Consider the following 26,436-nt stretch of genomic DNA (forward strand, 5'->3'; position numbering starts at 1 on the left):
CATCTACCGCCTGACGGCACTGCAGATCCAGCTCACCAATGGCCGCCCAATCCTGAGTAGCCAAGGCCACACGCAAGGCGCTTCCGGTTTCTTGCAGACGCTGCACGGATGAACTCATGAAACTACTCCTCAGGCGTGAAACACCATCACTGGCTAATGGCATCCCAGCCGGCTTTTACATTACGCAACAGAGCGGCGACTTCGTCCAGCGGAGCGGCGTCATTTTGCACGTTGGCTTCGATCAGGCGAGCAATCATATATTCGTAAAGACTATCCAGATTGGCGGCCACGTCCCCCCCCAACTCCAGATTCAAACCTTCGCGCAAGCCACCGATGATGCCAATCGCCTTGCTGATCAACTCACCTTTGAGGGCGACCTGATCACGCGCCATCGCACCGCGCGCCTGAGCCAGGCGGGAAAGACCACCCTCCATCAACATCTGAATCAACCGATGCGGGCTGGCTTCAATCGCCTGGGCCTGAGTATTGACGGTTTGATACTGCTTGAGAGCCGCCATCGCATTCATCGTCGTTCTCGCTGTTTTGCTTGCTGGATACCCTGGGTATCGGCGCTACAGCGCAAAGCTTTAACAGGCTGCTGAAAAACTACTGCGCTCGGCTATGCTGCGTTGAAGTCAGCCTCGGACTGCTCATGTACAGCTCGTACACTCCGCTTCCTCGGCTGATTGACCAGCGAAGCTGTTACTTCGTTGCGCCTTGCCTAGCCTTCGCTCGCTACATTTTCCAACAGCCTGTTCACAATGAAATCAGTTTGCTGCGGCCGGCTCAACCTCAGGGCCTATAGCATCCCACGCGCCCTTGATCTGCTCCAACAGCGCCTGAACTTCATCCAGAGTGCGCGGCGTACTGTCCAGGGCAACACCCGCCAGACGACGGGTCATATAGTCGTAGAGCGAATCCAGGTTTTCGGCTATTTCGCCACCTAGTTCTTTATCCAGACTGGCTTGCAGTACACCCAGGATGGTGATGGTACTGCCCACCGCCATGCCACGGACCTCAGTATCACCTTCGGTCTGAGCCTGCTTGGCTAACCTGACGCGCTGCAAGGCACCATCCAGCAGCATCTGCACGGTGCGGTAGGGCGACACATCGTGGCTGGTCTTGACCTGCTTGTAGGTGTCGATGGGTTTCTTGCTCATTAGTTACTCTTCTTCACGAAGCCTGGCAGGCTGGCGAGTTGGTTGGCGAGACTTTCGCTGGTTTTTTGCAAACGACCGACCAACATGTCCATGGCGTTATATTGACTATAAAGGCGCGCCTGCACCTTCTCGATACGCAAGTTCAAGGCTTCACGCTGTTTATCGATACTGCTGATGGTCGTTTGCAGGCCCTTCTCACGCTGCTGGAGAACGCCATCAGAGCCAAGGTAGGGTTTAACCACAGCCTCCAAGCGCCCCATCAAACCGTCCTCACCGGCCAAGAACTCGGCAACTTTGTCGTACTTGCCCGCCAATGCGGTGTCGAGGGTTGTCGAATCGAGGCTCAGCTTGCCGTCTTTCTGCGTGGTGATACCCAATTCGGCAAGCGATTGCACATCCAGGCTATCGCCCAATTGCACCAGCTCTTTGCGCATACCAGACAGTAAATTGCGAACCGATGTATCGCCCAACAGAGGGCCGGTAACCGGCCGCTTGCCTTCACCCACAGGTACAACGGCAGTCAGTTCATTGGTGGTTTGTACAAGCTTGTTATAGGCATCGACGAACTTTTGCAGGTTGCTGCGAACCGAACCTTTGTCCTGACTGATAGTGATATCGACCGTTTTGTTGGCCGCAATATCGTCGGCAGACTGAGCGCTGACCAAATTAATGGTGACACCTTCGATCACGTCATCAATGCTATTGGTCGATTTGACGACCGCGAGGCCATCCACCGAGAACATCGCGGACTGGGCGGTATCGATTGTCTTGCTGTTACTGCCCACTGTGGAAGCCAGGGTGGACAGGCTGTTATCGCCAGCGCTCAAGTCATCGGTGGTGGCGGTGACACTCAAGTCCTCGGCATTACTGGACTGAATGACTAAGCGCGCCCCCCCATCGACCGTCTCTATCGACGCGCTAATACCTTGTCCCGCGCCGTCGGTATTGATTTTCTGCCGGATAGTGTCGAGAGAGTCCTCGGCATCTATAACTACGCCCAGATTAACCGCGCCACTGACAATATTCAGCGTGCCTGCCTTGAACGTTGCGGCGGCACCGCCAGCAACCGTAGGTAATTGAACGGTGCTGTTACCGGCGGAAAATGCCAAGGCTTTAAGGGAATTGGCTCCCGCAGTCACGCCATCCTGGGTCGCCACCACCTGCAGATCATTGCCGGCACCCGCCTCCGATGAGCTGAGCACCAAGCGAGAACCTGAGGCATCCGTGACGATACTGGCACTAATGCCCTGACTGGAGCCGGCCGTATTGATTGCATCGCGGATACCCAACAGGCTGTTGTTATCCGCCGTGATATCCACATCGATGCTGCTAGTGCCGGCGCTAATAGTCAGAGAGCCGGAGTTGAAGGTAGCCGCGGAACCGCCAGTCACTGATTGCAGCGCCACCTTACTGCTGGAGGCCAACTGCTGCACCTGCAGGCTAAATTTGCCAACCGGTACGTCACTGGAGGCAGTCGCTGTGAGCACAGACGAATTGGTGGAGGACACTGTCTGTTTTTGAAAAGCAGACAATTTGTTCAGGCTCTGCAAGGTGGTGCTGAGCTCACTGATAACCGAGCGAAAGCTACCTAATGCTGAGATTCGCGAGGTAGTGGCCTTTTCAAGGCGACTAAGCTGTGCCTCCTTGGGAGCACGCTCAGCATTAACCAACGCAGTGACGATACTGTCGATATCGATCCCTGAGCCAATACCCGTAATCCCGACCATGCTTCACCTCGCCAAAATAATGACCGCACAACGCCACTAGACGTTACACAGTCAAAAGCCGTGCCAGCCCAGGGCTAGGCTTCGGCTTTGAACAACAGACTGCGTACCTCCGAAAGATTCTCCGCCAGTTGCAGCGCTTCTTCCGAAGGAATTTGCCGGATCACCTCACCAGAACCCGCATCGGTGACCTTGACCACCACGCGCCCACTGCCTTCCTCCAGAGAAAAGTTGAGATTGCGGCGAACCGACTGAACAAAGTCCTGAATGCTCGCCACTGCCGCCTCAACTTCTTCACGTGATGCCTGTGGATCAGGCTCTGTCTCTGCAGCTTTTTTAACAGCCGCACCATCCACCACCTGCCGCTCGACGGCATCAGCCTCGGCCACCGCTGCAGTAACAGCTTGCCCTCGTGCTGCTTGCGATCCAGCCGACGCAGGACTAAGCGAATTCTGAATTGAACCAATGTCCATAACTTTCTCCTCGCAACGAGGGAACGGGGAGAAGAGCCAAGCCCTTCTCCCCGTAGTCTAGCGCCTTTACCCTTAGCCGAGCAGACTGAGTACAGCCTGCGGCAACTGGTTAGCCTGGGCCAGGATCGCGGTGCCGGCTTGCTGCAGGATCTGATTCTTGGTCAGTTCCGAGGTTTCAGCAGCAAAGTCGGTGTCACGAATCCGGCTACGAGCGGCCGAGGCGTTTTCACCAATGTTTTGCAGGTTCGAGATGGTGTTCTCGAAGCGGTTTTGCACCGCACCGAGCTGGGCACGCTGGCCGTCGATGTTGGCGATGGCGCCACTGATGATACCCAGGGCGTTTTGCGCACCGATCGAAGTCGCGATGCTGATCTCGGAAACCGCATCCAGCTCACTGAACTCGCTGGCAGAGTGAGTAGTGGAGGCATCGATGGTGTCGTAGTTCTGCACTTCGAAGGCATCCGGAGATTCGAACCTCAGTTGCCCGACCACAGCCGCCGACTCGCCTTCAGCCACGGCCTGAGCCGCACCGACTTCATCGCTGTCATCGGCCGCATCGCCATTGTTGCCATTGAAGGCCAGGGTCTGCAGGTTGAAGCCGACTGCCGCCGAGGAGGTGGTGAAATCGGTCAGGAGGATGTTGTCGCCACGCTCGCTAGTCAGCTCCAGACCGCCATCGCTGGTCGCCTTGGCGGAGATGCCGGTGGTGCCGGTTTCCTTGTTGATGGCATCTGCCAGCCCCGAGAGGTCGGCCCAGTCGGTGATGTTGGCGGTGATCGCCACGCCATCGGCTTCCTTGGCGTCGTTGGAGCCATACAGGTTGAAGCTGATGGTATCGGCATCGGTGGTGGTACCGGTGAAGCTCTCCAAGCGAGCCAGGGTACGCGACGTAGCCGTTACACCGGTCGAGTCGGAGACACCATTGACGGCTGCCGCGACATCGCGCGCCGAGTTGTTCGTATCACCCAGTGCGACCGAGGCCTCGCCCAGCTTGCCGACGATGGTAAGGCCATCGGTGGTGGCAGGCGAAGAGTCGTAACCGACGTTCGAAGAAACACCGTCGTCGAAGTCGGCTATGGTGCCCGCAGCGATACCCGCCTGCGAGTTAGTGGTGTCCAGCACACTGCTGTTGAAACGGTTGGAGCCGATCCGGGACGCGGAGGAAGCACCGATGGAAACACTGATGGTTTCGAAGGCGTTGGCACCAACCTGGAAGCTCTGGGAACCGAAGGTACCGTCGAGGATTTTACGACCACCGAAGCTGGTGGTATCGGCGATACGGTTCAGCTCCTGTTGCAGCTGGGAGACTTCACCTTGCAGTGCGGCACGTTCAGTGGCGCCGTTGGAGCCGTTGGCCGATTGCAGGGCCAGGTCACGCATACGCTGCAGGATGCCGGTGGACTGCTGCAGCGCGCCTTCAGCGGTCTGCGCCAGGGAGATACCGTCGTTGGAGTTACGCACCGCGACGTTCAAACCGTTGATCTGACTGGTCAGGCGGTTGGAGATTTGCAGACCGGCGGCGTCGTCTTTGGCGCTGTTAATACGAAAACCAGTGGACAGACGTTGCAGCGAAGTGTCCAGGCCTTTGGCTGAAGCACCCAGGTTACGCTGAGTATTGAGTGACGCTACGTTGGTGTTGACTGTCAGGGCCATGGTGTTTGCCTCCAAAGGACCGTATTACTGAGTTTGCCTGAGCTTGCGAGCTTTGGGCCTGCTTTGCTCAGACGCCCCATAAAGTTCGCATTCGTACTTTGTATCGGCCCTTCCCAGTGCAACTTTAGGCAGCTGTAGCAAGAAAAATATGATTTTTTTTTTGCTTGCGGATCAGGCTCTTAGGCAAGCTAACGGAGAACACGGCCCCCTTTGTTGGAAAGCTTGACGCGCTGCTTGCTCGGTTAACGGCAGCGCGCCGCCACACTTGAGGCTCAGCCGCGACGTTTTAGGAAACCATCGGGGGCTACCGTGATCAGCAGCTTGTTCTGTATGGCCGTGTCGATCTCGAACGGCTCGCCAGCCGGGCTTTGGAGGAAGGCATGGACCGCCGTCTTCGGATTGTTGCCCGGCCCCCAGGGGCGGTCCGGAAAGAACTCGGCCGGCATATGCTCGACCACCGTATCGAAGACCACACAGTAACTGCCGGGCGTAACCAAGGGACTGTAGTGCTGAAGCTCCTGCAGTACGTGATCATGGGTATGGTTCGAGTCGAGGATCACCATTACTCGCTGAGCCTTGGCCGCCGCTCGCCGAACTTGCTCCAGCAGCGCATCGTCGATCGAGGAGCCCTCGAGCATAGTGATACGCGAGCCCAATGGATGTTGCTCGATGGCGGCGCGGTTATGCGCGCGAATCTCGATATCCACGCCCAACACCTGGCGGGGCGCTTCGACTCGGCCCTCACACAGATCGAGCAGCGCCAACAGTGAGGCATTGAGAATCAGCGAGCCACCGTGAGCGATCCCAGTCTCGATGATCAAGTCCGGCTTGACCGTCCAGACCAGCTCTTGCAGGGCCACTATATCCTGCGGGTACTGGATGATCGGCCGCCCCAGCCAGGTGAAGTTGTAGGAATACTTGTGCCTGCAGCTATGCACCAGCCAGTCGATGGATTTCTCTTGCAGGGCCTGATCCTGACCGGCCCCACGAGCATTCTCCTCGCACTCGACACGGAACGCCTGATGTACGGCGTCATAGTCCTGCTTAGCCATTCAGTGACTCCTCTTCTATGGGCAAATAACGAACAATGCGGGCAGGATTGCCTACCACCACGGCCCCCTCGGGCACATCGCGGGTAACCACGGCACCTGCGCCTATGCTGGCCCAGGCACCAATACGCAAACGCGGCAAGATAACCGAGCTGGCACCGATGAATACGCCATCGCCCACCTCGACCTTACCGCACAAGTTGGCACCGGGCGCGACAAATACCGAGTCGCCCAGGCGGCACTCATGATTGATGATGCTACCGGCGCTGACGCTGCAATTCCTGCCCAGACTTACTTCGGCCTGGAGCACGGCAAATTCCTGAAGGTAACTCCCAGCGCCTAGCTCGACCATGGCCAGATTCAGCGCGGGATGGATGAACTGCCCCAAGCGCGCCCCAGCGTTTAGCAGCGCGCGGGTAGTCTGATGACGGGTACGGGTATCGCGGGTAATCAGATTGACCAAGAGATAATCATCGGCGACCAGCTCCTGCAGGCGCTCGAAACCGCCCAGTACTGGGAAACCATAGAAATCCTGGCCTTGCTTGTTCGGATCGTTATCCAGAAAGCCGGCGACCTCCGCTGCGCCCAGATCGACCAAGGCGCGGGCCTGGCGGGCAGTTTCAGGATTGTTGGCCCCGAGCAACAACAGGCGACTCATGCCGACAAACTCGCGAGAATGACCTCAATGACACGCTGCTGATCGTCCCGGCTCAGTTCCGGATAGCTCGGCAGATTGAAGGCACGCCTAGCCAAGCCGTGGGATATAGGCGTGTTAACCGCCGGCAAGTCAGCGAATACCGGAGTTTGACTGAGTGGCTGGAAGAAAATGCGCGCATCGATCCCCGCCTGGCGCATGGCTTCCAGCACTTGATCGCGCTGTTCAGCCTGCGCCTCGGGCAGAACCAGGGTCGGCATCCAGTAGCTGTTGCGGCAATCCGACGCCTCGGGGTTCATGGCCGCCCCCGGCAAGGCCGTCAACAGTTGCTCGCGGTAGACGGCGAAAATCTCGCGTTTGCGCGCCACCATCTCGTCCAGGCGCTCCAGCTGCGCACAGCCCAGGGCGGCCTGAAGATTGGAGATCTTGTACTTATGGCCCAACTCCGACGGCCAGAACTGGCGCATGTCGCCCGCCGCCCGACCATGGTTGTTGAGCTGCTGGACACGCTTGAGCAACGTCTCATCGCGGGTCACCAGCATGCCGCCTTCGCCGGTGGTCATAACCTTGGTGCCGTGGAAGGAGAACACCGAGAAGGTCGACAGGCTGCCGGCCTTGCGCCCCCGGTATTCCGAACCCAAGGCCTCGGCCGCATCCTCGATCAGAGCCAGACCATGGGCGTCGGCCAGGGCCTGCAATTCGGCCAAGGCGGCGAGATTGCCATAGAGATGCACGGCGATAATGGCCTTAGTGCGCGGCGTAATGGCCCGTTCGACGGCTGCCGGATCGAGACACCAGGAGTCCTCCAGCACATCCACCAGCACCGGCGTGGCGCCGACATAGAAAACCGGGGCGGCCGAGGCGATCCAGTTGATGTCGGCCAGGATCACCTCATCGCCCGGCCCTATATCCAGGGCACGCAGGCCCAGATGCAGGGCACCGGTGCAACTGGAGGTGGCCATAGCATGGGGCACTCCTAGGTAAGCGGCGAAGTCCCGCTCGAAGCGGGTTATATAGTCGTAGCAATGCTCGCCCCAGCCATTGCGCACGGCATCCAGCACATACTCGACTTCACGCTCGCCTATGCTCGGCTTGGTGTAATAGATCTTGTTCATACAAACCTCAGCTCCGGCACCGCGACCACGAATTGCCCACCCCAGGTACGGACCTTGGCCTGCTGTTGAATCACCTCGGCCTGCAGATTCCAGGGCAAAATCAGCAGGTAGTCAGGTTTTTCTTCGTCTATACGTTCGGGTTCGACTATGGGAATGCGGCTGCCCGGCAGAAACTTGCCCTGCTTGTGCGGATTGGCATCCGCAACCCAGGCCAACAGATCGGGCTTCACCCCCGCATAGTTGAGCAGGGTATTGCCCTTGGCCGCCGCACCATAGCCGACCACCCGCTTACCCTCGGCCTTGGCCTGTAGCAGAAAACGCAGCAGCTCATGCTTGATGCGCACAGCCGCCGGCGCCAGGGTCGAATAGAAACCTGCTGTTTTGACACCAGCGACCTCCTCGCGCGCCAGCAGCTCGGCGACCGCGGCTGAGGTTGCACGCACGCCTACGGTGCGCTGCACATAGACCCGCAGCGAGCCGCCATGGGTCGGCAGCTCCTCGACATCGAAGATTTCCAGGCCGTTGCGCGTGCAGAGCGCCTGCACCGCCGTCAGCGACAGGTAGGAATAATGCTCGTGGTACAGGGTGTCGAACTGCTGCTCGGCCATCAGGCGCAGCAGATGGGGGAATTCGAAGGTGGCCACCCCGCTCGGCTTGAGCAGGGTGGCGAAGCCCTGGAGAAAGTCATTGATATCCGGCACATGGGCCAGCACGTTGTTGGCCGCCATCAGGTCGGCACTCCAGCCCTCTGCCGCTAGGGCAGCAGCCGTATCCTCACCAAAGAACAGCTCACGAATCTCCAGGCCCTTCTCCCGGGCGGCGCGGGCGGTGCTGGCGGTGGGCTCGACGCCCAGACAGGCAATGCCGCGCCGGGCCACATACTGCAACAGATAGCCATCGTTGGCGGCGATCTCCACCACTCGGCTCTGCGCATCCAGGCCGAAACGCTCGACCATCTGCGCCACATAGTGCTCGGCATGGGTCAGCCAGGAGGTCGAGTAGGAACTGAAGTAGGCGTAGTCGGCATCGAACAGGCTATCCGCGGCCCGGTAATCCTCGGTCTGCACCAGCCAGCAGTGCTGGCAGACCATGACCCTGAGTGGCACCCATTGCTCGGCTTGATTCAGCTGATCGGCGCGCAGGTAGGCATTGGAGGGCGGAGCAGTGCCCAGATCGATCAGCGGCAGGGACAGCAGCGTGGCGCAACCGCGGCAGTTCATAGGCTCACTCCTTGAAAGCTGTCGTCCAGCCGGGGATGGGCGGTATCCCGGGACGAGAGATTCTTGACTGGCAGCGGCCAGGCGATTGCCAGGCGCGGGTCGCTGGGCGACAAACCGCCCTCATGCCCGGGCGCATAATCGGCGCTGTGCAGATAGAGCAACTCGGCATCGTCGCTCAACGTCTGGAAACCATGGGCGAAACCTGGCGGCAACAGCAGGCTGCGGCCATCGCTGGCCTCCAACCGCTCGGCATGCCAATGCAGGAAGGTCGGCGAGCCCTGGCGGATATCCACCGCCACATCCCAGACTGCGCCACGCAGGCAACTGATCAGTTTGGTTTCGGCATGCGGTGGGTACTGAAAATGCAGCCCGCGCACAGTGCCACGCTGAGCGGTACGCGAATGGTTGATCTGACGAATCTGCAGCGGCTGGCCACAAGCCGCCAGACTGCCCTGGCAGAACAGCCGGGCAAAACGCCCGCGCTCGTCCTCATGCACCTTATGTTGCAGGCTGAATAGCCCCGCCAGCGGCAGCGCAACCAGGCTCAGCTCACTCATGCGGCCCCCGGTAGGTCGCCAGTTGCGCCAGGCTCTGCGCACGCATGTCTGCGCCTAGTTGCCAGGCCTGGTGCCAGTCCAGAGTGCGCGCTAAGCATTCATCCAACGACCAGCGCGGCTGCCAGCCGAGCAGCTGACGGGCGCGGCTGCTGTCCAGCCGCAGCAAACCGGCCTCATGCCATTCGCTGGGTTCGATACGCAGGCCAGGCGCGTCCGGCCAGCGCGCCGCGAGGCGCTCGACCACAGCGCCGACGCTGCACATATCGGCCTCGGCCGGGCCGAAGTTCCAGGCACCATTCAGCTCCGACCCTTGCTGATAGAGGCCCTGGGCCAGTTGCAGATAGCCGGCCAGCGGCTCCAGCGCATGCTGCCAGGGGCGCACCGCCTGCGGGTAACGCAGGGTTACCGGCTCGCCGCGGGTCCAGGCGGCCAGCACATCGGGAATCAAGCGGTCGGCGGCGAAATCGCCGCCGCCCAGCACATTACCGGCCCGCGCCGTGGCCAGGGCCAGACCATGCTCGGCATAGCGCGCGGCGGGGAAATAGGAAGATGCATAGGACTGCGCCAGCAGCTCGCAGCAGGCCTTGCTACTGCTGTAGGGGTCGTGCCCGCCGAGCGGTTCGCTCTCGCGGTAGGGCCAGGCCCATTCGTGGTTGGCGTAGACCTTGTCGGTGGTCACCAACACGCAGGCACGCACGCCACCGACCTGGCGGACCGCCTCGAGCAGGTGCAGGGTGCCCATGACATTGCTGGCATAGGTGCCGAGCGGGTCGCGGTAGCCTTCGCGCACCAGCGGCTGGGCGGCCAGGTGCAGCACTATCTCCGGCTGCACCTCGGCGACCACGGCCTGCAGGGCGGGTAGATCGCGCAGATCGCCGAGCCGGCTGTCGATGCCCTCGCCCACCCGCGCCAGCTCGAACAGGCTCGGCGTGGTGGAAGGCTTAAGGGCAAAACCCGTGACCTGAGCCCCCCAGTTTTGCAACCAGAGCGCCAGCCAGCCGCCTTTGAAGCCGGTATGCCCGGTGAGCAATACCCGCTTGCCCCGCCAGAATTGCGGGTCTAGGACCACTGTTTCCACGGGGCCTCCCCGCTCAGCCACAGATGCTCCAGGTAGTTCTTGTCGCGCAGGGTATCCATCGGATGCCAGAAGCCTTCGTGCTGGAAGGCCCGCAACTGATCCTCGGTCGCCAGTGTGGCCAGTGGCTCGGCCTCCCAGGCGGTGGAGTCCTCGGCGATATAGGGCAGTACCTTGGGCGACAGCACGAAGAAACCGCCGTTGATCCAGCCGCCGTCGCCACGTGGCTTCTCGGTGAAACCGCGCACCGCATCACCGTCGCGCTCCAGGGCGCCATAACGACCCGGCGGCTGCACGGCAGTCACCGTGGCCAGCTTGCCGTGGCTCTTGTGGAACTCGACTAGGGCGGCGATATCCAGATCGGAAACGCCGTCGCCGTAGGTGAAGCAGAAGGCCTCTTCGTTATCCAGATAGCGCCCGGCGCGCTTCAGGCGGCCGCCGGTCATGGTGTCCTCGCCGGTCTCGACCAGGGTCACACGCCAGGGCTCGCTGTAGTTCTGGTGCACCTCCATGCGGTTGTTCTGCATGTCGAAGGTGACGTCGGAGGTATGCAGAAAGTAGTTGGCGAAGAAGTCCTTGATCGCGTAGCCCTTGTAGCCCAGGCAGATCACGAAGTCCTGGATGCCGTGGGCCGAGTACTGCTTCATGATGTGCCAGAGGATCGGTTTGCCGCCGATCTCGATCATCGGCTTGGGTTTGAGGTGCGATTCCTCGCTGATGCGCGTGCCCAGGCCGCCGGCCAGAATCACTGCTTTCATGGTTGTTCTCCTTCTTCGCAGTAGCGCTGCCACATCTGCTGGTAGGTTTGCTCCATGCGCCGGGCGAAATCGGCGCCGTCACACAGCGGCGAGGTCCGCATCTCCTCACGCAAGCCCCGACGCAACGCTGCTAGCGCCGGCACATCGGAGGCCAGCTTGACCAGCTTATCCAGGTATTCCTCTACCGTATCGGCAATCCATTCGCTGCGCCCCTGGCCGCGCAAAATCAAGGCGCCCACTCGCCCCATCGAAGGCCGATCGCGCAGCGACACGAACGGTAGGCCCATCCACAGACTCTCGAACAGCGTAGTGCCGGAGTTGTGCGGGAAGCAGTCCAGCGCGATATCCATTTCCGCCAGGACCTTTGAGACCGGCGAGGTATAACCAATCCGCAAGCGCTCGGTATCGACGCCGCAGTCGGCGAACATCTTGCGGTAATGGTCGCAGAGGCTTTCGTCCTTGAACGAGGCGCTATCGAGGATCAGACGTGAGTTCGGTACCCGCTTGAGCAGTTCCGACCAGGCCCGCACCACCTTGTAGTTGACCCGCACCGGTCGGGTCAGGCTACCGAAGGTAATATAGCCATTGGTTTCCGCCGGCAGCGGAGTAATCTCCGGCATGGACGGGTTGGGCTGAAAGACGATGGCCGGTGCCGGCATGCGCCAGAGCGACTCGGCGAATGAGGACTCGCAACCCGGCGGCAGCATCTCTTCATCGGCCAAGAAGTAGTCCACTTCCTTGATCCCGGTACCGAAAGCGAAGCCCACCCACCAGCTGACTTGCACCGGTGCCGGCTTGAGAGCGAATAGCGGCAGACGGTTGTTACCGGTGTGCCCAGCCAGATCGACCAGGATGTCGACCTGGTCGCGTCTGATCTGCTCGGCGATCGCCTGGTCGCTCAAGCCCACGCAATGTCGCCAATGATCGGCATAGCCAAGGAAGCGCTCGGTGACTTTGTCTTCCCGGCGGACCAGGGAATAGGCGAAAACTTCCACCTGGCTGTGGTCGTGATGTTTCATCAAGGGCTCGATGAAATGGGCGCAAACATGGTGGCAAAAGTCCGGCGAGACATAGCCGATGCGCAGGCGCCGCGGCGCGGTGCGTTCATTCTCGTATTCGAAGTACTGGCGCTTGGGGAAATAGCCGCTGACGACCTCCCGATACACCGAGAAGACCTGCTCGCCGCTCCAATCCGGGTGGTAGTTGGCGAAAAACAGGAAATTGGTACGCGCCTGGGGACTGCTGAGCACTTGGCGCAAGAGCCCGATGGCCTTGTCGAAGTTGCCGAAGTTGGCTTCGACACCTGCCAGGTTGGCCAGCACCGGCTTGTAGTCGGGCGCCACTTCCAAGGCCTTCAGATAGGCTTCGCGCGATTCTTTCAGGCGTCGGCCCGTGCCCAGGATATTGCCGAGGTTGTTCCACAGGTTGGGCTCTTTGGCGTTCAGCTGCAGCGCCACCCGCATGACTTTTTCGGCTTCTTCCAGCTCATGGGCATCCAGGTAGGTGTTGGCCAGGTTGTTCCAGGCCAAGGCGTTTTCCGGGGTGATCGCCAGCGCCCGCATAAAACAACCCTCGGCCTCATGCTGGCGGCCGACAGAGTGGTAAACCCCGCCCAGCATGCCCCAGCCGGGCTGGTAATCGGGTTTGATCTGCAAGCCCCGGAGCAGGTAGCCAAGGGCCGTTTGTGGGTCTTGCTGATTCTTGTAGGTCAGTCCCACCCAACAGCAGGCTTCGTGATGCTGCGGGTTGAGCGCCAAGGCTTGCTCAAAATAAGCTCGGGCCAGCGGCGGATCGGCATTCAGATTGACGGCCGAGATGCCACGCTGGCACCAGGCATCGGCATTCTCGGGGCATCTCTGCGTCCACTCGTCCATGGCCGCCAGGTCGTCCTCCAAACGCTGTGCATTGCGCAAGAAGCTGCTCAAACGCTGCCAGGCCATAGCGCATTCCGGGTTATTGCGCACCAAGGCGCGCAGCACCGCTTCAGCCTCGGCAGGCCGCTGCCGGCGCACATGGCAGGCGGCCAGAACCAAACTCGCCCGCCATTGCTTGGCATCCTGCGCTAACGCTGCCTGGGCCAGGGACTCGGCCCGAGCTAGATCATGGTCGAGTTCGAGGTCTGCCTGCGCCGCCAGCAGTTCGATGTCCTCAGGCCAGGTGCTTCTGGCGGCCTTGATCAACGGATAAGCCGGCGCTCGCTGCCCCAATTGATAACGGGCGAGCGCCTCGGCCCGACGCATCTCGACTGAGGGTTCTGCCACCTCCTCGCGCAACGAAATCACGTTCTGCCAGTCGCCGGCGGCGAACGCCTGCTCGCAGCGCTGCTGGAGAACTTGCTGAGTATTTTTTTCCAGGCAGCATTTTTTATACTTGAGGCCGCTGCCGCAGAAACAGGGGTCGTTACGCCCGAGCTGAGCGACAGGCAGTTGCCCGAGCACCTGCAGACGTTCTTGCAGCTGATCGATGACGTTGAGCGCATTGAGCGCTTCGACGTGTTCCGGCTCCTGCTCAAGCACCTGCCGGAAGGCCGCCGCGGCGGCTGGCAGATCCTGTACTTGCAGGTAGGTCTTGGCCAGCTTCAAGGCATAGTCGGGGTTCTTCGGCTCCAGCTCCAAAAGCTTCTCGAAGGCGCGCAAGGCTGTTGCGCTGTCGTGGCTGGCCAACGCCGCCTCGCCCAATAGGAGCCACGCCTCCTGGTCGCCCGGCGATTGCTGGAGGATACCTTTGCAGCTATTGCGGGTACGGGTGTAATCCCCTTCGTCAAATCCCAGGCGCGCCTGTCGGCGGAAGAAATCCACCAACCACTCTGTATCCACTGCCATTGCTTACCCCGTCAACTTTCCAGCATTGCCAAGTCGGTAAGGACAAGGTTAGCAATTAGCACGCCAGGGAGCTGGCCGGCGAGTTCAACCCATGCGGAGGCTAAAACGGGCTCAACGCAACTGGCTGAACAAGTTCAGCCCGGCAATCTTCACATAACTCTGCTGCGCCGCCTCGAGAATGATGGTCTGGAACGACAGGCGCGACAGGGCCTCGGCGTAATCCAACTCACGCAGGTCGGCCTGTACGGCCTTGTTCACCAGGGTGACGTCCTCATTGTCGATTTCGGTGGTGTCGATCAGGTTTAGCCGTGCGCCTATTTCAGTCTGCACCTCCAGCACCTTACCCAAGCCGTTGTCCAGGTTGGTCAGGGCAATCGCCACTTCGTCACGCATCGCCAGGTTGCCAGCGGGCGAGGTCGGTGAGGACTCCAGCGCCTGACGCAAGCGGCTGATGGTGTTGAGAATGCTGCGCTGCTCCTGGAACTGCGGCTGCACCGTGAATTCATCACCGCCCGCCACAGTGGCCGGGGCAGAAATACTGAAATCGGCACCGAACACCGTGAAGCTCGACGGATAAGGCCCGGCGGCGGTACCTGTGTCTATAGCCGGGCTGCCTGGGCCTACCGGCTGCGCATAGACTTCATAGTCGGTGTCATTGATAAAACGCAGGACTATGCCGGAGGTCGGAAACTGGCTGTCGAAGACGGCCTGGTTACTGATACCGGCGGCGGAAACGATGGCCGCCGAGTTGTTGGTCGAGGCGCGGGTAACGGCAAAATCGGTGGGCGCCGATTGCAGGGTAAAGCTGTGGGTGTTGATCCCCGGCGTCCCCGGGGTGGCGGTATCGGCAAGCAGGTTGTCGAGATCCAGCTCGTTATCGCCCGCCTGCAGGGCTACATCCAACTGGAAACGCATGCCGCGGAAGTTGATCACGTTGCCGCCGCTGGCCAGAGGATCGATCAACCCGCCCCCGGGAACCTCGGACGTCACATCGGCACCCGCGCCATCATAGATACGGAACTCATTGCCACTGACAAACACCAGGGAATAGGGTTCGTCGGCGCGAAAATCACTGTTGAACGCATCGTTGTCCTGGACCAGCCCCGGCGACATAAACACCCGCTGATCGGCCGCAGGCAGCGCCGGGATGGTGGTCGCCGGCAATGGCGGTGTGGGCAGCGCGGGATTATTGACCCCGGCCGCCTCCAACACGCGGTTGGCATTGGTCACATCTTCGAACAGGCGCTCGCCATTGTCGTTGATCGCCACATTGGTCGAACCCGCCACCTGCAAGCTGCGCTGCCCTTCGTCGCCCAGATAGGAATAGGTGCCGTCCGGATTGCGCTGAAAAGGCTCGGTTTTGCCGAGAAAACCGCTGAACAGGTATTCGCCCCGGGCGTTGCGACTGTTCATCAGGTTGAGCAATTCACCCTCGCGTTCGCCCAACTCCTTGGCAATAGACCTGCGGTCGTCGGCAGACAGGGCGCCGCCCCCGCCTTGCACCGCCAATTCACGAATGCGTTGCAGCACGTTAACCACCGAGGTGATGGTGGTTTCTTCCTGGGTCAGGCTGTTTTTCGCCGCGGTGAGGTTTTCCTTGTACTGACCCAACACCGCCTGCTGCTGTTCGAGTTGCAACAGGCGCACCGACGCCACCGGGTCGTCCGCCGGGGTGAGGATGCGGTTGCCGCTGCTGATCTGCTCCTGGGTACGGATCACATTGGCATAGTTGCGCCCAATGCCACTGACACCGTTATTGAAGGCCTGGATGGAGGAGATGCGCATAACCATGGGTCTAGCCTCTAAGCCCTGATGATATGAAAAACCGTCAGAACGTATTAATCAGTGTATCGAACAGATTGCGGGCAACTTGAATGATTTGCGCCGATGCCTGGTAGTACTGCTCGAACTGGATCAGCTTGGCGGCCTCTTCATCCAGGTTGACCGCCGAAATCGAATCACGGTTATCCGTGGCCTGCTTGAGTATCGCCCCGGTGGCCTCGCCATCGACCCGCGCCTGACTGGTCAGGGTGCCGACCCGTTCCACCAGGTCACCATAGGCATCGGTAAAGCTCAAGCCTGTTGTCGTCGGCGCCAGGGGGTTGATACCAATCACCGCGCGATTCTGCAGGTCGATCAGCTTCAAGGCGTTGCGGTTGTCCGACACCCCGTTGGTGTTGAAGGACACCGAGAAGTTATCGCCGCCCTGGGGCCGCCCGCTGATCGATACCTCGTAGTCAAACGCCGTGGGCACCGCGGGCGGACCGACCGAAGTCGGCACCGTGATGGTCAGGGTATTGTTCTGCCCTGGCACTATGATCCCGGTATCGATCACGTTGCCGTTGATATCCACCACATCATAATTCTGCGTCGCACCACCGGCGGCACCCATGACGATACGCAGCGGCGGCGCATTACGCAGGCTGGTCTCCAGATCGGCCTGGGCCACCGGGTCGTAGATATCGATTTCGGTGAGCAGGGTTGGCTGGCTGATCACCCCGGTGCCGATATTCGCCGGGCTGGTTTGCGACTTCAGCGGCGCGGCAAAGGCCAGCTCCTCCGGGTTCTGCATGTCGGCGCGGATAGACTCGCCGGCAGTTCGGGTCGGCATCACCCGCAAGCGATCGCCGGCGGCGAAGGTGCCGCTGGCCACATTCAGGGAGAAGCCATCGAAAATCAGCGGCGTGGCGCTGGTGATGTCGTAAGGCGCCGGAGCCGGCACCAAGGGCGTGGTGGGGTCGGCATCGTCATCGTACTGCGGGACCACCATGGTGCCGTCGGAAACCCGCCGCACCGTATATTCGGTGGCGCTGGTGAACTCCACCTCATAGTCGCTGGTGGTCAGTTGGGTGGTGTCCTCGATCAGCACATTGAGGTTGGCGGTGGTATCGCTGTTGCCGATCCTTGCCAGGCTGCGCTGGCCAATCAGGGTCGGATCATTGATCTCGCGGAACAAGCCGTTGCCGAACTCGCCATTGAGGTCCAAGCCCTGGCCCAGCTGGCGATTGACCTGATCGGCCACCGACAGCGCCAGCCGCCCGACGGCGTTCAGGGTGGTATCCAGCACATCTTCGCGGTAGCGGATCAACCCGCCCATCTCGCCGCCGGTGATCAGCGAGGTGATGCCTTGGCTCGATTGACCACTGACAAATTGCACCTCGCTGCGCAGCGGGTCGGACAGGCCCGGGGTCACCTCCAGACGCGCGGCCTGGCTCCCCACCACCAGCGGCTGGCCGGAACCGACGAACAGGTTGTAGCTGTTGTCGTCCTGCGGCACCACAGTCACGCCGATAAAGGTCGACAGTTTGCGCACCGCCTCTTCGCGGGCATCCAGCAAGTCGTTGGGCTGCTGGCCATTGGAGGCGGCAATGGCGATCGCCTCGTTGTAGCCGGCAATCGAGCTGGCCAACTGATTGACCTGATCGGTCACCGCCGAGAGCTGCTTGTTGATAAAGGCGTTCTGCTCGTACAGGCGGTCGTACACGGTGTTGAAACGCTTGGCCAAGCCTTCGGCTTCGGACAAGGCCAACTGCCGCGCCGGAATATTGGCAGGGTCTTCGGCGGCGGTTTGCAAGGCGGCGAAGACCTTCTGCAACCCCGGGTTGATCCCGGTGGTGGTCCCCGCCAGCAGTGAATCGAGCTGATTGATCTGGCTCAGGTAGGACTGCACATCACTGTCCAGCGCCGTGCTGCTGCGCACCTGAGTATTGAGGAAATCGTTATAGATGCGCCGCACATCGACCAGGGTGGTGCCGGAGCCGATATAGCCCGCGCCGCTGAACTGCGGAATGCGCGTGGCCTGGATCGTCTCCTGGCGCGAGAAGCCCGGGGTGTTGACGTTGGCGATGTTGTGGCCGGTGACCGCCAGCGAGGTCTTGTTCGCCGACAGCCCGGACAGGCCAATATTGAGTAAGTCAGCCATGCTTTATCATCCGTTGGTGGACGGCGTACTGACGGCCGCAACTGCTTGATAGGTCTGCATCTGCCGCGCTATCTGGTTGATCTTGCGGGCGTACTGCGGGTCGGTGGCGTAACCGGCCTTCTGCAGTTCGCGGGCGAACTGATCGGGCTTATCGGTGGAAGCCAGGGCCTTGTCGTAACGGCCATTGCCCTGCAGAAAGCTCACGTAGTCTTCAAAGCTGTGGGCAAAGGAGTCATAGGCGCGGAAGGATGCGGCTTCCTTGACCGCCTTACCGCCCTGGTACTCGGTGGTCAGCACCCGCGCCGATTCACCGTCCCAGCCCGTATGCGCCTTGATGCCGAACAGGTTGTGGCTGCTGGAGCCGTCCTGCTGGCGAATGATCGATTTGCCCCAACCGGTTTCCAGCGCGGCCTGGGCGACCAGATAGCGCGGGTCGACGCCAATCTTCTGCGCGGCCTTCTCGGCCATCGGCAGCATGGCGGCAATAAACTCGTCCTTCGAGCCGAAGGCCGCCTTGCCCGGCGCCAGCGGCGGCTGCGCCAGGCGCCGACCGGTGATGGCGTCACTGCCGTCCAGGCTCAGGACCGTATCGGCCGGCGCGGCGAAGGCCTTGGCCGGGATCCAGTCATTCTGCGCCAGCGCCTGACCGTCCGCTGCCGCGCTCGCCGGCACTATGCCGGCGAGCAAGCGGTCGGTGAGCTTGCCCGGCAAGGCCAGGCGCCGCTGGTTAAGCAACGGCGCATCGTTGCGCTCGCTATCGACTTGGGCCAGGGGTTTGCTCGGCGCACTCGGCAGCGCCTCATCGACCTGGGCAAAGGGATTGGGCCGGCTGTCGGCAGCCTTGATCTTCGACATCTGCCGCACCAGCACGTCGGCCAGGCCGATACCGTTCTGGTGATTGGACAGGGTCACCGACAGCTGTTGGTCGTGCATGTCCTGGTAGGTTTTGCTCTCGTTGCTGTTCATGAAGTTGCCTTCACCGAACACTTCGTTGGCCGAACGCATGGCCTTGAGCATTTCATTGAGAAACAGCGACTCGAACTCCTGAGCCACTTTCTTGATGTTCTTTTCGCTGTCGCCGCCCACCTTGAACTGCTGCAGGCGGTTGAGGTCGTTGAACGCGCCACTGTCCAGCGGGCTTTTGCCATTGCCGAGCAAACCAGATGAAAGACGAGAGTCCATGGCTAGCTCCTCAAATCACAATCAGGTCGGCCTGCAGAGCGCCGGCTTGCTTGAGCGCCTCCAGGATGGCCATAAGGTCGGATGGCGAGGCGCCGACCTGATTCACCGCACGCACGATTTCATCCAGCGTGGTCCCGGGGCCGAACTTGAACATCGGCTTGGCTTCTTCATCGGCATTCACCCGCGAGCGGGGCACCACCGCGGTTTCCCCGCCGGACAAGGCCTCCGGCTGGCTGACGATAGGGTCTTCGGTGATGGTCACCGTCAGGCTGCCGTGGGTCACCGCAGCCGGCTGCACCCGCACGTTCTGGCCTATGACTATGGTGCCGGTGCGCGAGTTGATGATGACCTTGGCCACCGCCTGGCCGATCTCGACTTCGAGGTTCTCCAGAATCGACAGGTAATCCACCCGCTGGTTGGGGTCCAGCGGCGCGCTGACGCGGATCGAGCCGCCGTCCAACGCCTGAGCCACGCCCGGGCCGAGCAGCTCGTTGATATGGTCGACTATATTCTTCGCCGTGGTGAAATCCGGGCGATTGAGGTTGAGGGTCAGGCTGTTGCCCTGGTCGAAACCGCTCGGCACCGGCCGCTCTACCGTGGCGCCACCGGGAATACGCCCGGCCGACGGCACATTTACGGTGATGCGCGAGCCGTCGCCGCCTTCGGCGTCGAAACCCCCGACCACCAGGTTGCCCTGGGCGATGGCGTAGACGTTGCCGTCTATGCCTTTCAGCGGAGTCATCAGCAGGCTGCCGCCGCGTAGGCTCTTGGCATTACCTATGGATGAAATAGTGATATCGATGGTTTGCCCTGGCTTGGCGAACGCCGGCAGCTCGGCATGGATGGACACCGCCGCGACGTTCTTCAGCTGCACGTTGCCGCCCTGCGGCACCTTGATGCCGAACTGCGCCATCATATTGTTGAAGGTCTGCACGGTGAACGGCGTCTGGGTGGTCTGGTCGCCGCTGCCGTTGAGGCCGACCACCAGGCCGTAGCCGATCAACTGGTTAGCCCGCACGCCCTGGATGCTGGCCAGATCCTTAAGCCGTTCGGCTTGAACCAGTGACACCGAGCACAGGGCGATGACGGCGATCAACCATTTGCTAATAGTCATATGCACCACCCTTAGAACGGCCACAGCGGGCTAAGAAAGAAACGGCTCATCCAGCCCGGCTGGCTGGCGTCGGCGAAGGCTCCAGTACCCGAGTAAGTGATGCGCGCATCGGCGATGCGGGTCGAGGACACGGTATTGTCCGTGGCGATATCGTCCGCCCGCACCAGGCCGGCAATGCGCACCAGCTCATCGCCGGTATTGAGGGTCATCCACTTTTCACCGCGCACCAGCAGGATGCCGTTGGGCATCACTTCGGCCACCGATACGGTGATCGAGCCGGTCAGGCTGTTGCTCTGCCCCGCCTGCCCGGAACCCTCGCTTTCACGGGTGGCATCGAAGCTGGCATCCAACCCCAGGGTGTCCGCCGTCATGCCCAGGGCGCCAATCGCCGCCAAGGGGTTTTTCGGGGTCACGGCCATGCCGAACAGGTTGGGCACGCCGAGGTCGGCGGAGCTGTCTTTCTCGATCTGGCTGCTGTTGTTCTTGCTGGCCTGGGTGCGCTCATTCAGGGTGATGGTGATGATGTCGCCGACTCTATAGGCCTTGCGATCGCCAAACAGGTTGTTCTCGAAACCGGCCTGGTAGATCGAGCCATTGTTCTGCGCGGCCGGCAAAGGCGTACGCGGCATCACCGGGGCGTAATAGGGGTCATCCGGCTTGGGCGCAGGGGCCATGCAGCCGCTCAAGGCCACAGGGCCAAGCAGTGCAAGAAGGATCATCAGCCGGTTCATATCTACTACCTCAGTGCTGCATTTTGTAGGGTGGGTGAAACCCGCCAGGGGCCATGCCTACTGGACCTTGGATTAAAGATTCTGCGAAATAAAGCCGAGCATCTGGTCCGCAGTGGAAATGACCTTCGAGTTCATCTCGTAGGCGCGCTGGGTGGTGATCATGTTCACCAGTTCCTCCACCACGCTGACGTTGGAGTTTTCCAGGGTGTTCTGCAGGGTAGTGCCCAGGCCGTTCAAACCCGGGGTGCCGACCTGGGGCGCGCCGCTGGAGGCGGTTTCCAGGAACAGGTTGTTACCCATCGCTTCCAGCCCCGCCGGGTTGATGAAGTCCGCGGTCTGCAGGTTGCCGACAATCTGCGGTTGCGGGTTGCCGGCGGTGGTCACCGAGACCGTGCCATCGTCACCCACGGTAAAGGTGCGCACCTCGTCGGGCAGCACGATTGCCGGTTCCAGGGCATAACCACTGGAGGTGACCATCTGGCCATCGGAGTTCAGGTGGAAGCTGCCGTCACGGCTATAGGACACGGTGCCGTCGGGCAGCAGCACCTGAAAGAACCCGCGACCGTTGATTGCCAGATCCAGCGGCTGCTCGGTGGTTTGCAGGCTGCCGGCGGTGAAGATTTTCTGCGTGCCGACCACCCGCACACCGGTACCCAGCTGCAAGCCGGTGGGCAATTGACTGTCCTGACTGGACTGACCGCCGGGTTGACGGCGAATCTGGTACAGCAGGTCCTCGAACTCGGCGCGATCACGCTTGAAGCCGGTGGTCGAGACGGTGGCCAGGTTGTTGGAAATGGTGGTCAGGTTGATGTCCTGGGCGGACAAACCGGTCTTGCTGACCCACAGTGCCGGAAGCATAGCGATTCTCCTCGGGCGTCGCTTTACCGACGCCGCGTGCTGGTAATTAGCTGATTTGCAAAACGCGCGCCATCGCTGCCGAGTTGTCTTCGGCGGTGCGCATCATCTTCACTTGCAGTTCGAATTGACGGGACAGGGAGAGAATCGCGGTCATCTCTTCCACCGCGTTGACGTTGCTCGACTCCAGTACACCCGAGGTGATCTGCACGCTCGCATCGGTCAGCAGCGGGCCTTGACCCTTGAAGCGGATCAAGCCGTCGGTGCCCTTCTCCATCTGTTTGAGATCCGGGTTGACCAGCTTCAGGCGATCGACCTCGGCCAGCACGTTCGGCGCCTCGCCGAGGGCGCGAATGCTGATGGTGCCGTCCTGGCCGATCTCGATTTTCTGCTCCGGCGGTACCGCGATAGGCCCGGCATTGCCCATAACCGGCAAGCCATTGCCAGTACGCAGCATACCCAGGGCATCGACATTCAGACTGGCGGTGCGCACATAGGCCTCACTGCCGTCGGGGGCCTGCACGGCCAACCAGCCCTTGCCGCCAATGGCCACGTCGAGATCACGCCCGGTTTCCTGCAAGGAGCCCGGAGTGAAGTCGGTGCCCGGGCGCTCGCTCATGGCGTAGACCCGCGACGGATAACTGTCACCGAAGATCGGCATGGAACGCGCCTGCTCGAAGTCACGACGAAAGCCAGTGGTCGAGATATTCGCCAGGTTGTTGGCGTGGGCACGCTGGGCCAGGGTGTTCTGGTGGGCCCCAGTCATGGAGACGTACAGCATCTTGTCCATGGTTATTCTCCGAGTTGGGCTTGCCGCCCGCTGCTCTATACAAGCTATAAAGCAATAGCTATGCCAGCCTCGAAAAATAACAATAAGCCATTGAATAACATGAATATTTAAAAACAGAAAAGGCCCCGCAAAGAGCCTTTTAATGATCGACCGGCGATTCTTTGCCGCCTGCCATCCATGGCGGCCACCCTGCGGGCCGCCGCTACGCGACGTCAAAAATGGCTCCTGGCCATTTTTTGCCGCCCCAGGCAGACGCAGCGCCTGCCGAGGGCGGCAGCCATTATCAACGCAGGTTGATAATGGTCTGAGTCACCGCGCTTTCGGTTTCGATGGTCTTGGCATTGGCCTGATAGTTGCGCTGCGCGACTATCAGGTTGACCAGCTGGTCGGACAGCTCGACGTTGGAGTCCTCCAGCGCCCCCGACTGCAGTGCGCCCAGGGTGCCGCTGCGCGGCGTACCCACCACCGGATCGCCGGAGGCGAAGGATTGTACCCAGGCGGTTTTACCCACCGGGGTCAGCCCCTGCACGTTGGCGAAGCTGGCCAACACCACCTGCCCCTGAATATTCGATTGGCCATTGGTGTAGCGCGCAAAAATGATCCCCGTGTCATCGATTTCCAGGCCTGATAACTGGCCGGTGGTATAGCCATCCTGACTGACGCTGTTGACCGCGAAGGTGCTGGCGAACTGGGTGGCCTGACGCAGATCGATATTCACCCCGGCGGCGGCGGCGGTCGCACCGTTGGCCGACCACACCGGCGGGATCGCGGTATCAGGCGCGGCCGGCACCCAGGTGGTCAATTCGATAATGCCATTGGCGTCGACGGTAAAACCGGTCGGAGCCGACGCGATCAACGTCGGAACATCCAGCTGCCCGGCGGTGGTGAAGGTCAGAGGTACAGTCGAAGGTGTGGTCAGGGTCGGATCGTCCGGGTTGCGCCCGTCGATCAGCACATTCATATCCCAGTTGTTCGCCCCGGTCTTGACGAAATACTGGGTGAACACATGGGCGTTACCCTGGGTGTCGTAGATATTGGTCGAGGTCGAGGAGTTGTAGGTGGTCGGATCACTGGGATCGAAGGGTGCGGTAGTCGGCACCGTATTGGTCGAGTTGAGGTTGAATACCTGGTCGAGGTTTTCGGTGGCCCGCGGCGCCTGGCTGGCGGTCTGTATCTGCAGGTCACTGACCACGCCGTTCTGCAGGTTGTTGTTGGCGTCCACCGCATAGCCCTGCAACTTGTAGCCGAAGTTGTTCACCAGAAAACCATCGCGGTCGGTGCCGAAATAACCGGCACGGGTATAACTGACCTCGCCGTTATTGCTGGTCTGGAAGAAGCCACTGCCGTTGACCGCCAGGTCCAGGGAATTTTGCGTGTAGTTGATATTGCCCTGGTTGAACAACTGCGACACATCGCCCAGCAGCACACCACTGCCTTGCGGGTTGGAGCCGCTGCCCAGCACCGAAGCCGCATAGACATCGGCGAACTCGGCACGCGACTGCTTGAAGCCGGCCGTACCGGCGTTGGCGATGTTGTTGCCGGTCACATTGAGATCACTGGTCGCCGCCCGCAGACCACTCAAACCGATATTGAAACCCATGAAAGACTCCTTGCCGGAACAGCCGGCCGCTAAAACCTGTTAGTTACTGACCGATGACCTGCACCTGGGAGAGCGGCACGGTGCCAAGCCCCGCCAGGTTGAGCATCAACTCACTGCCGCCCAGGGTGACGCTGTCGACGTTGGCCGGCAGCATGGTCTGCAGCCCCTTGGTTTCCCCCTGATAGCTGGCCTGGGCCTCGAACTTGTAGGTGCCAGGCGGCAACAAATTGCCACTGGCATCCTTACCGTCCCAGATAAAGCTGACATTGCCGGCGGCCTGTTCGCCCATATTGATCCGGCTGACCGCCGTACCCGCCCTGTCGTACACGTTGACGTAGACGTTACTGCTGCTGGTCGGCAGTAGCAGGCTGGCCTTGAAGCTCTCGCTGGTATCGACCACCGCCTTATCGGTCGGAATGATCACCTTGCGCCCGACCATGGACGACGCCTGCAAGGCCTGGGACGACTGATAACCGCTGAGCAGCGAGCCCATGCTGGTATTCAACTTCTCTATCCCTTCGACCTGGCTGAACTGCGCCAATTGGGCGATAAATTCGCCGTTGCCCTGGGGCTCCAGCGGGTTCTGGTTATTCAGTTGAGCCACCAACAGGTTCAAGAACTCGTTCTTGCCCAGCTCTTTATTGGCAGAACTCTGATTCTTGATCTGGTACTGATCCAGTAACGAACCACTGACATCGCCAACAGTACTCATAGCTATGTGCTCCTTTTTACTGGCGGCTTACTGGCCCAGGGTCAATACCCGCTGCATCATCTGCTTGGCGGTGTTCATCATTTCAACATTGGTCTGGAATGCCCGACTGGCGGAGATCATGTCAGCCATTTCTTCCACCACATTGACGTTGGGGTAATACACATAGCCCTTGTCATCGGCGGCCGGATGGTTGGGCTCGTAGCGCGGCATCAGGCTGCTTTGATCCTCGACCACGCCCAGCACCTGCACCCCTGCACCGGCCTCATCCTGCTCGGCAAACAGCGAGCCACGGTCGCCGTTCTGCGCCGACTGGAACATGGTGGCGAACACCGGATGGCGAGCGCGATAGGTCTGATCGATGCTCGATGACACGGTTTCGGCGTTGGCGATGTTGCTGGAAATGGTATTCAGGCGAGTGCTCTGGGCACTCATGCCGGTTCCGGCGATATTGAACACACTGGCGAGTGACATGGCTTCAGGCTCCTATTAATCGCCGCGCAGGGCGCTGACCAGCCCTTTGAATTTGCTGTTGAGCAGGGTGAAGCTGGCCTGGAACTGCACCGAGTTTTCCGCGTAGTTGGATTGCTCGATTTGCAGGTCGACGCTGTTCTGATCGATCGAAGGATGGAAAGGGGTGCGGTAAGCCAGATTGGCATCACCCACCGGCACGCCATCTGCAGGGATATGCCGGCTATCTGTACGGTTCAGGTTGACCGGGCCGCGCTGGCTCTTGGCGCTTTGTTCGGCCAGCACGGTGGCGAACTCCAGATCACGCGCCTTGTAGTGCGGCGTGTCGGCGTTGGCGATGTTGTTGGCCAAGACTTCGGCGCGCTGGGCGCGAAAGCCGAGTGCCTGCTCATGGATGCCGAGTGCCCGATCGAAACTGATGCTCATGGTCAGAAACCTTTGCCGGTTGGCGTTACTGTTTTCCGTGCAAGACCATAAGCAAGCCCTGTGCCATATTATTTTTTATATATTTTTCAATAACTTAAGTAATTTATAGGCGTCCGAATAAGGCAAAGCGGCAAGGGTTTTCCGCCCACTGGCAGACAAAGCGGCAAAGCCGCTGCCGCTTGCCACCCGGCATGGCCTGACTGGCAAGCCCGCCAGTCGAAGCTTCCGACAAAATCCGCCCACAAAAAAACCGGCATTAAGCCTAATGCCGATCAGTTAAGCCCTCTTACTTGACCTTTGGCCGCAAGAAATCAAAATCCGATGCCAGTATTGGCATCGGATTTTTTATGCGTCTCGCTCGGGCACTGGAACTCA

At 60.6% G+C, this 26,436-nt stretch carries 24 protein-coding genes and 1 pseudogene; all 25 read right to left on the minus strand.

Annotated elements, in window-relative coordinates; all coding sequences use genetic code 11:
* A pseudogene (locus Q8Q83_RS04775) lies at positions 1-118 on the minus strand (flagellar protein FliT); the annotation flags it as partial.
* A 28-nt stretch (positions 119-146) separates the two neighbouring features.
* Complete coding sequence (gene fliS / locus Q8Q83_RS04780; protein WP_305621594.1) at positions 147-527, minus strand: flagellar export chaperone FliS; 381 nt, start codon at positions 525-527, stop codon at positions 147-149.
* Between the two features lie 240 nt (positions 528-767).
* Positions 768-1,160, minus strand: coding sequence for a flagellar export chaperone FliS (gene fliS / locus Q8Q83_RS04785; protein ID WP_305621596.1), 393 nt, complete (start codon positions 1,158-1,160; stop codon positions 768-770).
* Positions 1,160-2,887 carry a flagellar filament capping protein FliD gene (gene fliD, locus Q8Q83_RS04790; RefSeq protein WP_305621598.1) on the minus strand — a complete coding sequence of 576 codons (1,728 nt, stop codon included), beginning with the start codon at positions 2,885-2,887 and terminating at the stop codon, positions 1,160-1,162. The genes fliS (Q8Q83_RS04785) and fliD overlap by 1 nt, the downstream gene beginning before the upstream one ends.
* Before the next feature lie 74 nt (positions 2,888-2,961).
* Positions 2,962-3,357, minus strand: a complete 396-nt coding sequence (locus Q8Q83_RS04795; protein WP_305621600.1) for a flagellar protein FlaG — start codon at positions 3,355-3,357, stop codon at positions 2,962-2,964.
* Between the two features lie 72 nt (positions 3,358-3,429).
* A complete protein-coding gene (locus Q8Q83_RS04800; protein WP_305621602.1) occupies positions 3,430-5,010 on the minus strand; it encodes a flagellin in 1,581 nt (526 codons plus the stop codon).
* A gap of 272 nt (positions 5,011-5,282) precedes the next feature.
* Positions 5,283-6,062: a cephalosporin hydroxylase family protein gene (locus Q8Q83_RS04805; protein WP_305621604.1), complete on the minus strand. Its 780-nt coding sequence runs from the start codon at positions 6,060-6,062 to the stop codon at positions 5,283-5,285.
* Positions 6,055-6,717, minus strand: coding sequence for an acetyltransferase (locus Q8Q83_RS04810; RefSeq protein ID WP_305621606.1), 663 nt, complete (start codon positions 6,715-6,717; stop codon positions 6,055-6,057). The genes Q8Q83_RS04805 and Q8Q83_RS04810 overlap by 8 nt, the downstream gene beginning before the upstream one ends.
* Positions 6,714-7,829 (minus strand): DegT/DnrJ/EryC1/StrS aminotransferase family protein, encoded by a 1,116-nt coding sequence (locus Q8Q83_RS04815; protein WP_305621607.1) that lies wholly within the window; start codon positions 7,827-7,829, stop codon positions 6,714-6,716. Before Q8Q83_RS04815 ends, Q8Q83_RS04810 begins: the two co-directional genes overlap by 4 nt.
* On the minus strand, positions 7,826-9,049 hold the full coding sequence (locus Q8Q83_RS04820; RefSeq protein ID WP_305621609.1) for a class I SAM-dependent methyltransferase: 1,224 nt from the start codon (positions 9,047-9,049) through the stop codon (positions 7,826-7,828). Before Q8Q83_RS04820 ends, Q8Q83_RS04815 begins: the two co-directional genes overlap by 4 nt.
* Positions 9,046-9,606 carry a dTDP-4-dehydrorhamnose 3,5-epimerase family protein gene (locus Q8Q83_RS04825; protein WP_305621610.1) on the minus strand — a complete coding sequence of 187 codons (561 nt, stop codon included), beginning with the start codon at positions 9,604-9,606 and terminating at the stop codon, positions 9,046-9,048. The genes Q8Q83_RS04820 and Q8Q83_RS04825 overlap by 4 nt, the downstream gene beginning before the upstream one ends.
* Complete coding sequence (rfbG, locus tag Q8Q83_RS04830; protein WP_305621612.1) at positions 9,599-10,684, minus strand: CDP-glucose 4,6-dehydratase; 1,086 nt, start codon at positions 10,682-10,684, stop codon at positions 9,599-9,601. The genes Q8Q83_RS04825 and rfbG overlap by 8 nt, the downstream gene beginning before the upstream one ends.
* Positions 10,666-11,439 (minus strand): glucose-1-phosphate cytidylyltransferase, encoded by a 774-nt coding sequence (gene rfbF / locus Q8Q83_RS04835; protein WP_305621613.1) that lies wholly within the window; start codon positions 11,437-11,439, stop codon positions 10,666-10,668. The genes rfbG and rfbF overlap by 19 nt, the downstream gene beginning before the upstream one ends.
* Positions 11,436-14,261, minus strand: a complete 2,826-nt coding sequence (locus Q8Q83_RS04840; protein WP_305621615.1) for a tetratricopeptide repeat protein — start codon at positions 14,259-14,261, stop codon at positions 11,436-11,438. Before Q8Q83_RS04840 ends, rfbF begins: the two co-directional genes overlap by 4 nt.
* Positions 14,262-14,372: 111 nt before the next feature.
* Positions 14,373-16,052: a flagellar hook-associated protein 3 gene (locus Q8Q83_RS04845; protein ID WP_305621616.1), complete on the minus strand. Its 1,680-nt coding sequence runs from the start codon at positions 16,050-16,052 to the stop codon at positions 14,373-14,375.
* A 37-nt stretch (positions 16,053-16,089) separates the two neighbouring features.
* On the minus strand, positions 16,090-18,183 hold the full coding sequence (gene flgK, locus Q8Q83_RS04850; RefSeq protein ID WP_305621618.1) for a flagellar hook-associated protein FlgK: 2,094 nt from the start codon (positions 18,181-18,183) through the stop codon (positions 16,090-16,092).
* Positions 18,184-18,189: 6 nt separating this feature from the next.
* Positions 18,190-19,365 carry a flagellar assembly peptidoglycan hydrolase FlgJ gene (gene flgJ, locus Q8Q83_RS04855; RefSeq protein ID WP_305621619.1) on the minus strand — a complete coding sequence of 392 codons (1,176 nt, stop codon included), beginning with the start codon at positions 19,363-19,365 and terminating at the stop codon, positions 18,190-18,192.
* A gap of 10 nt (positions 19,366-19,375) precedes the next feature.
* Entirely contained in the window at positions 19,376-20,479 is a 1,104-nt protein-coding gene (locus Q8Q83_RS04860; RefSeq protein WP_305621621.1) for a flagellar basal body P-ring protein FlgI, read from the minus strand.
* 11 nt (positions 20,480-20,490) lie between these two features.
* On the minus strand, positions 20,491-21,210 hold the full coding sequence (gene flgH, locus Q8Q83_RS04865) for a flagellar basal body L-ring protein FlgH (protein ID WP_305621623.1): 720 nt from the start codon (positions 21,208-21,210) through the stop codon (positions 20,491-20,493).
* Between the two features lie 72 nt (positions 21,211-21,282).
* Positions 21,283-22,068 (minus strand): flagellar basal-body rod protein FlgG, encoded by a 786-nt coding sequence (gene flgG / locus Q8Q83_RS04870; RefSeq protein WP_305621625.1) that lies wholly within the window; start codon positions 22,066-22,068, stop codon positions 21,283-21,285.
* 46 nt (positions 22,069-22,114) lie between these two features.
* On the minus strand, positions 22,115-22,855 hold the full coding sequence (locus Q8Q83_RS04875; RefSeq protein ID WP_305621626.1) for a flagellar basal body rod protein FlgF: 741 nt from the start codon (positions 22,853-22,855) through the stop codon (positions 22,115-22,117).
* A 283-nt stretch (positions 22,856-23,138) separates the two neighbouring features.
* The gene (flgE, locus tag Q8Q83_RS04880; protein WP_305621628.1) at positions 23,139-24,455 is read right to left on the minus strand and encodes a flagellar hook protein FlgE; all 1,317 of its coding nucleotides are present in this window, start codon (positions 24,453-24,455) and stop codon (positions 23,139-23,141) included.
* A gap of 43 nt (positions 24,456-24,498) precedes the next feature.
* Positions 24,499-25,167, minus strand: coding sequence for a flagellar hook assembly protein FlgD (gene flgD / locus Q8Q83_RS04885; protein ID WP_305621630.1), 669 nt, complete (start codon positions 25,165-25,167; stop codon positions 24,499-24,501).
* 27 nt (positions 25,168-25,194) lie between these two features.
* A complete protein-coding gene (gene flgC, locus Q8Q83_RS04890) occupies positions 25,195-25,638 on the minus strand; it encodes a flagellar basal body rod protein FlgC (RefSeq protein WP_305621632.1) in 444 nt (147 codons plus the stop codon).
* Positions 25,639-25,653: 15 nt separating this feature from the next.
* Positions 25,654-26,061, minus strand: coding sequence for a flagellar basal body rod protein FlgB (gene flgB / locus Q8Q83_RS04895; protein WP_305621633.1), 408 nt, complete (start codon positions 26,059-26,061; stop codon positions 25,654-25,656).
* Positions 26,062-26,436 lie beyond the last annotated feature (375 nt).

The sequence above is a fragment of the Pseudomonas sp. genome, assembly GCF_030696055.1.
Taxonomy (GTDB): domain Bacteria; phylum Pseudomonadota; class Gammaproteobacteria; order Pseudomonadales; family Pseudomonadaceae; genus Aquipseudomonas.

What these genes read in the sequence shown, in the direction of transcription:
- fliS (WP_305621596.1), bottom strand. Translation starts at nt 1,160, where the DNA reads ATGAGCAAGAAACCCATCGACACCTACAAGCAGGTCAAGACCAGCCAC.
- flgG (WP_305621625.1), bottom strand. Translation starts at nt 22,068, where the DNA reads ATGCTTCCGGCACTGTGGGTCAGCAAGACCGGTTTGTCCGCCCAGGAC.
- flgB (WP_305621633.1), bottom strand. Translation starts at nt 26,061, where the DNA reads ATGAGCATCAGTTTCGATCGGGCACTCGGCATCCATGAGCAGGCACTC.
- Q8Q83_RS04795 (WP_305621600.1), bottom strand. Translation starts at nt 3,357, where the DNA reads ATGGACATTGGTTCAATTCAGAATTCGCTTAGTCCTGCGTCGGCTGGA.
- flgJ (WP_305621619.1), bottom strand. Translation starts at nt 19,365, where the DNA reads ATGGACTCTCGTCTTTCATCTGGTTTGCTCGGCAATGGCAAAAGCCCG.
- Q8Q83_RS04840 (WP_305621615.1), bottom strand. Translation starts at nt 14,261, where the DNA reads ATGGCAGTGGATACAGAGTGGTTGGTGGATTTCTTCCGCCGACAGGCG.
- fliS (WP_305621594.1), bottom strand. Translation starts at nt 527, where the DNA reads ATGAATGCGATGGCGGCTCTCAAGCAGTATCAAACCGTCAATACTCAG.
- flgH (WP_305621623.1), bottom strand. Translation starts at nt 21,210, where the DNA reads ATGAACCGGCTGATGATCCTTCTTGCACTGCTTGGCCCTGTGGCCTTG.
- Q8Q83_RS04800 (WP_305621602.1), bottom strand. Translation starts at nt 5,010, where the DNA reads ATGGCCCTGACAGTCAACACCAACGTAGCGTCACTCAATACTCAGCGT.
- Q8Q83_RS04825 (WP_305621610.1), bottom strand. Translation starts at nt 9,606, where the DNA reads ATGAGTGAGCTGAGCCTGGTTGCGCTGCCGCTGGCGGGGCTATTCAGC.
- flgD (WP_305621630.1), bottom strand. Translation starts at nt 25,167, where the DNA reads ATGAGTACTGTTGGCGATGTCAGTGGTTCGTTACTGGATCAGTACCAG.
- flgK (WP_305621618.1), bottom strand. Translation starts at nt 18,183, where the DNA reads ATGGCTGACTTACTCAATATTGGCCTGTCCGGGCTGTCGGCGAACAAG.
- Q8Q83_RS04810 (WP_305621606.1), bottom strand. Translation starts at nt 6,717, where the DNA reads ATGAGTCGCCTGTTGTTGCTCGGGGCCAACAATCCTGAAACTGCCCGC.
- flgC (WP_305621632.1), bottom strand. Translation starts at nt 25,638, where the DNA reads ATGTCACTCGCCAGTGTGTTCAATATCGCCGGAACCGGCATGAGTGCC.
- Q8Q83_RS04815 (WP_305621607.1), bottom strand. Translation starts at nt 7,829, where the DNA reads ATGAACAAGATCTATTACACCAAGCCGAGCATAGGCGAGCGTGAAGTC.
- Q8Q83_RS04860 (WP_305621621.1), bottom strand. Translation starts at nt 20,479, where the DNA reads ATGACTATTAGCAAATGGTTGATCGCCGTCATCGCCCTGTGCTCGGTG.
- Q8Q83_RS04820 (WP_305621609.1), bottom strand. Translation starts at nt 9,049, where the DNA reads ATGAACTGCCGCGGTTGCGCCACGCTGCTGTCCCTGCCGCTGATCGAT.
- rfbF (WP_305621613.1), bottom strand. Translation starts at nt 11,439, where the DNA reads ATGAAAGCAGTGATTCTGGCCGGCGGCCTGGGCACGCGCATCAGCGAG.
- fliD (WP_305621598.1), bottom strand. Translation starts at nt 2,887, where the DNA reads ATGGTCGGGATTACGGGTATTGGCTCAGGGATCGATATCGACAGTATC.
- Q8Q83_RS04875 (WP_305621626.1), bottom strand. Translation starts at nt 22,855, where the DNA reads ATGGACAAGATGCTGTACGTCTCCATGACTGGGGCCCACCAGAACACC.
- flgE (WP_305621628.1), bottom strand. Translation starts at nt 24,455, where the DNA reads ATGGGTTTCAATATCGGTTTGAGTGGTCTGCGGGCGGCGACCAGTGAT.
- Q8Q83_RS04805 (WP_305621604.1), bottom strand. Translation starts at nt 6,062, where the DNA reads ATGGCTAAGCAGGACTATGACGCCGTACATCAGGCGTTCCGTGTCGAG.
- Q8Q83_RS04845 (WP_305621616.1), bottom strand. Translation starts at nt 16,052, where the DNA reads ATGGTTATGCGCATCTCCTCCATCCAGGCCTTCAATAACGGTGTCAGT.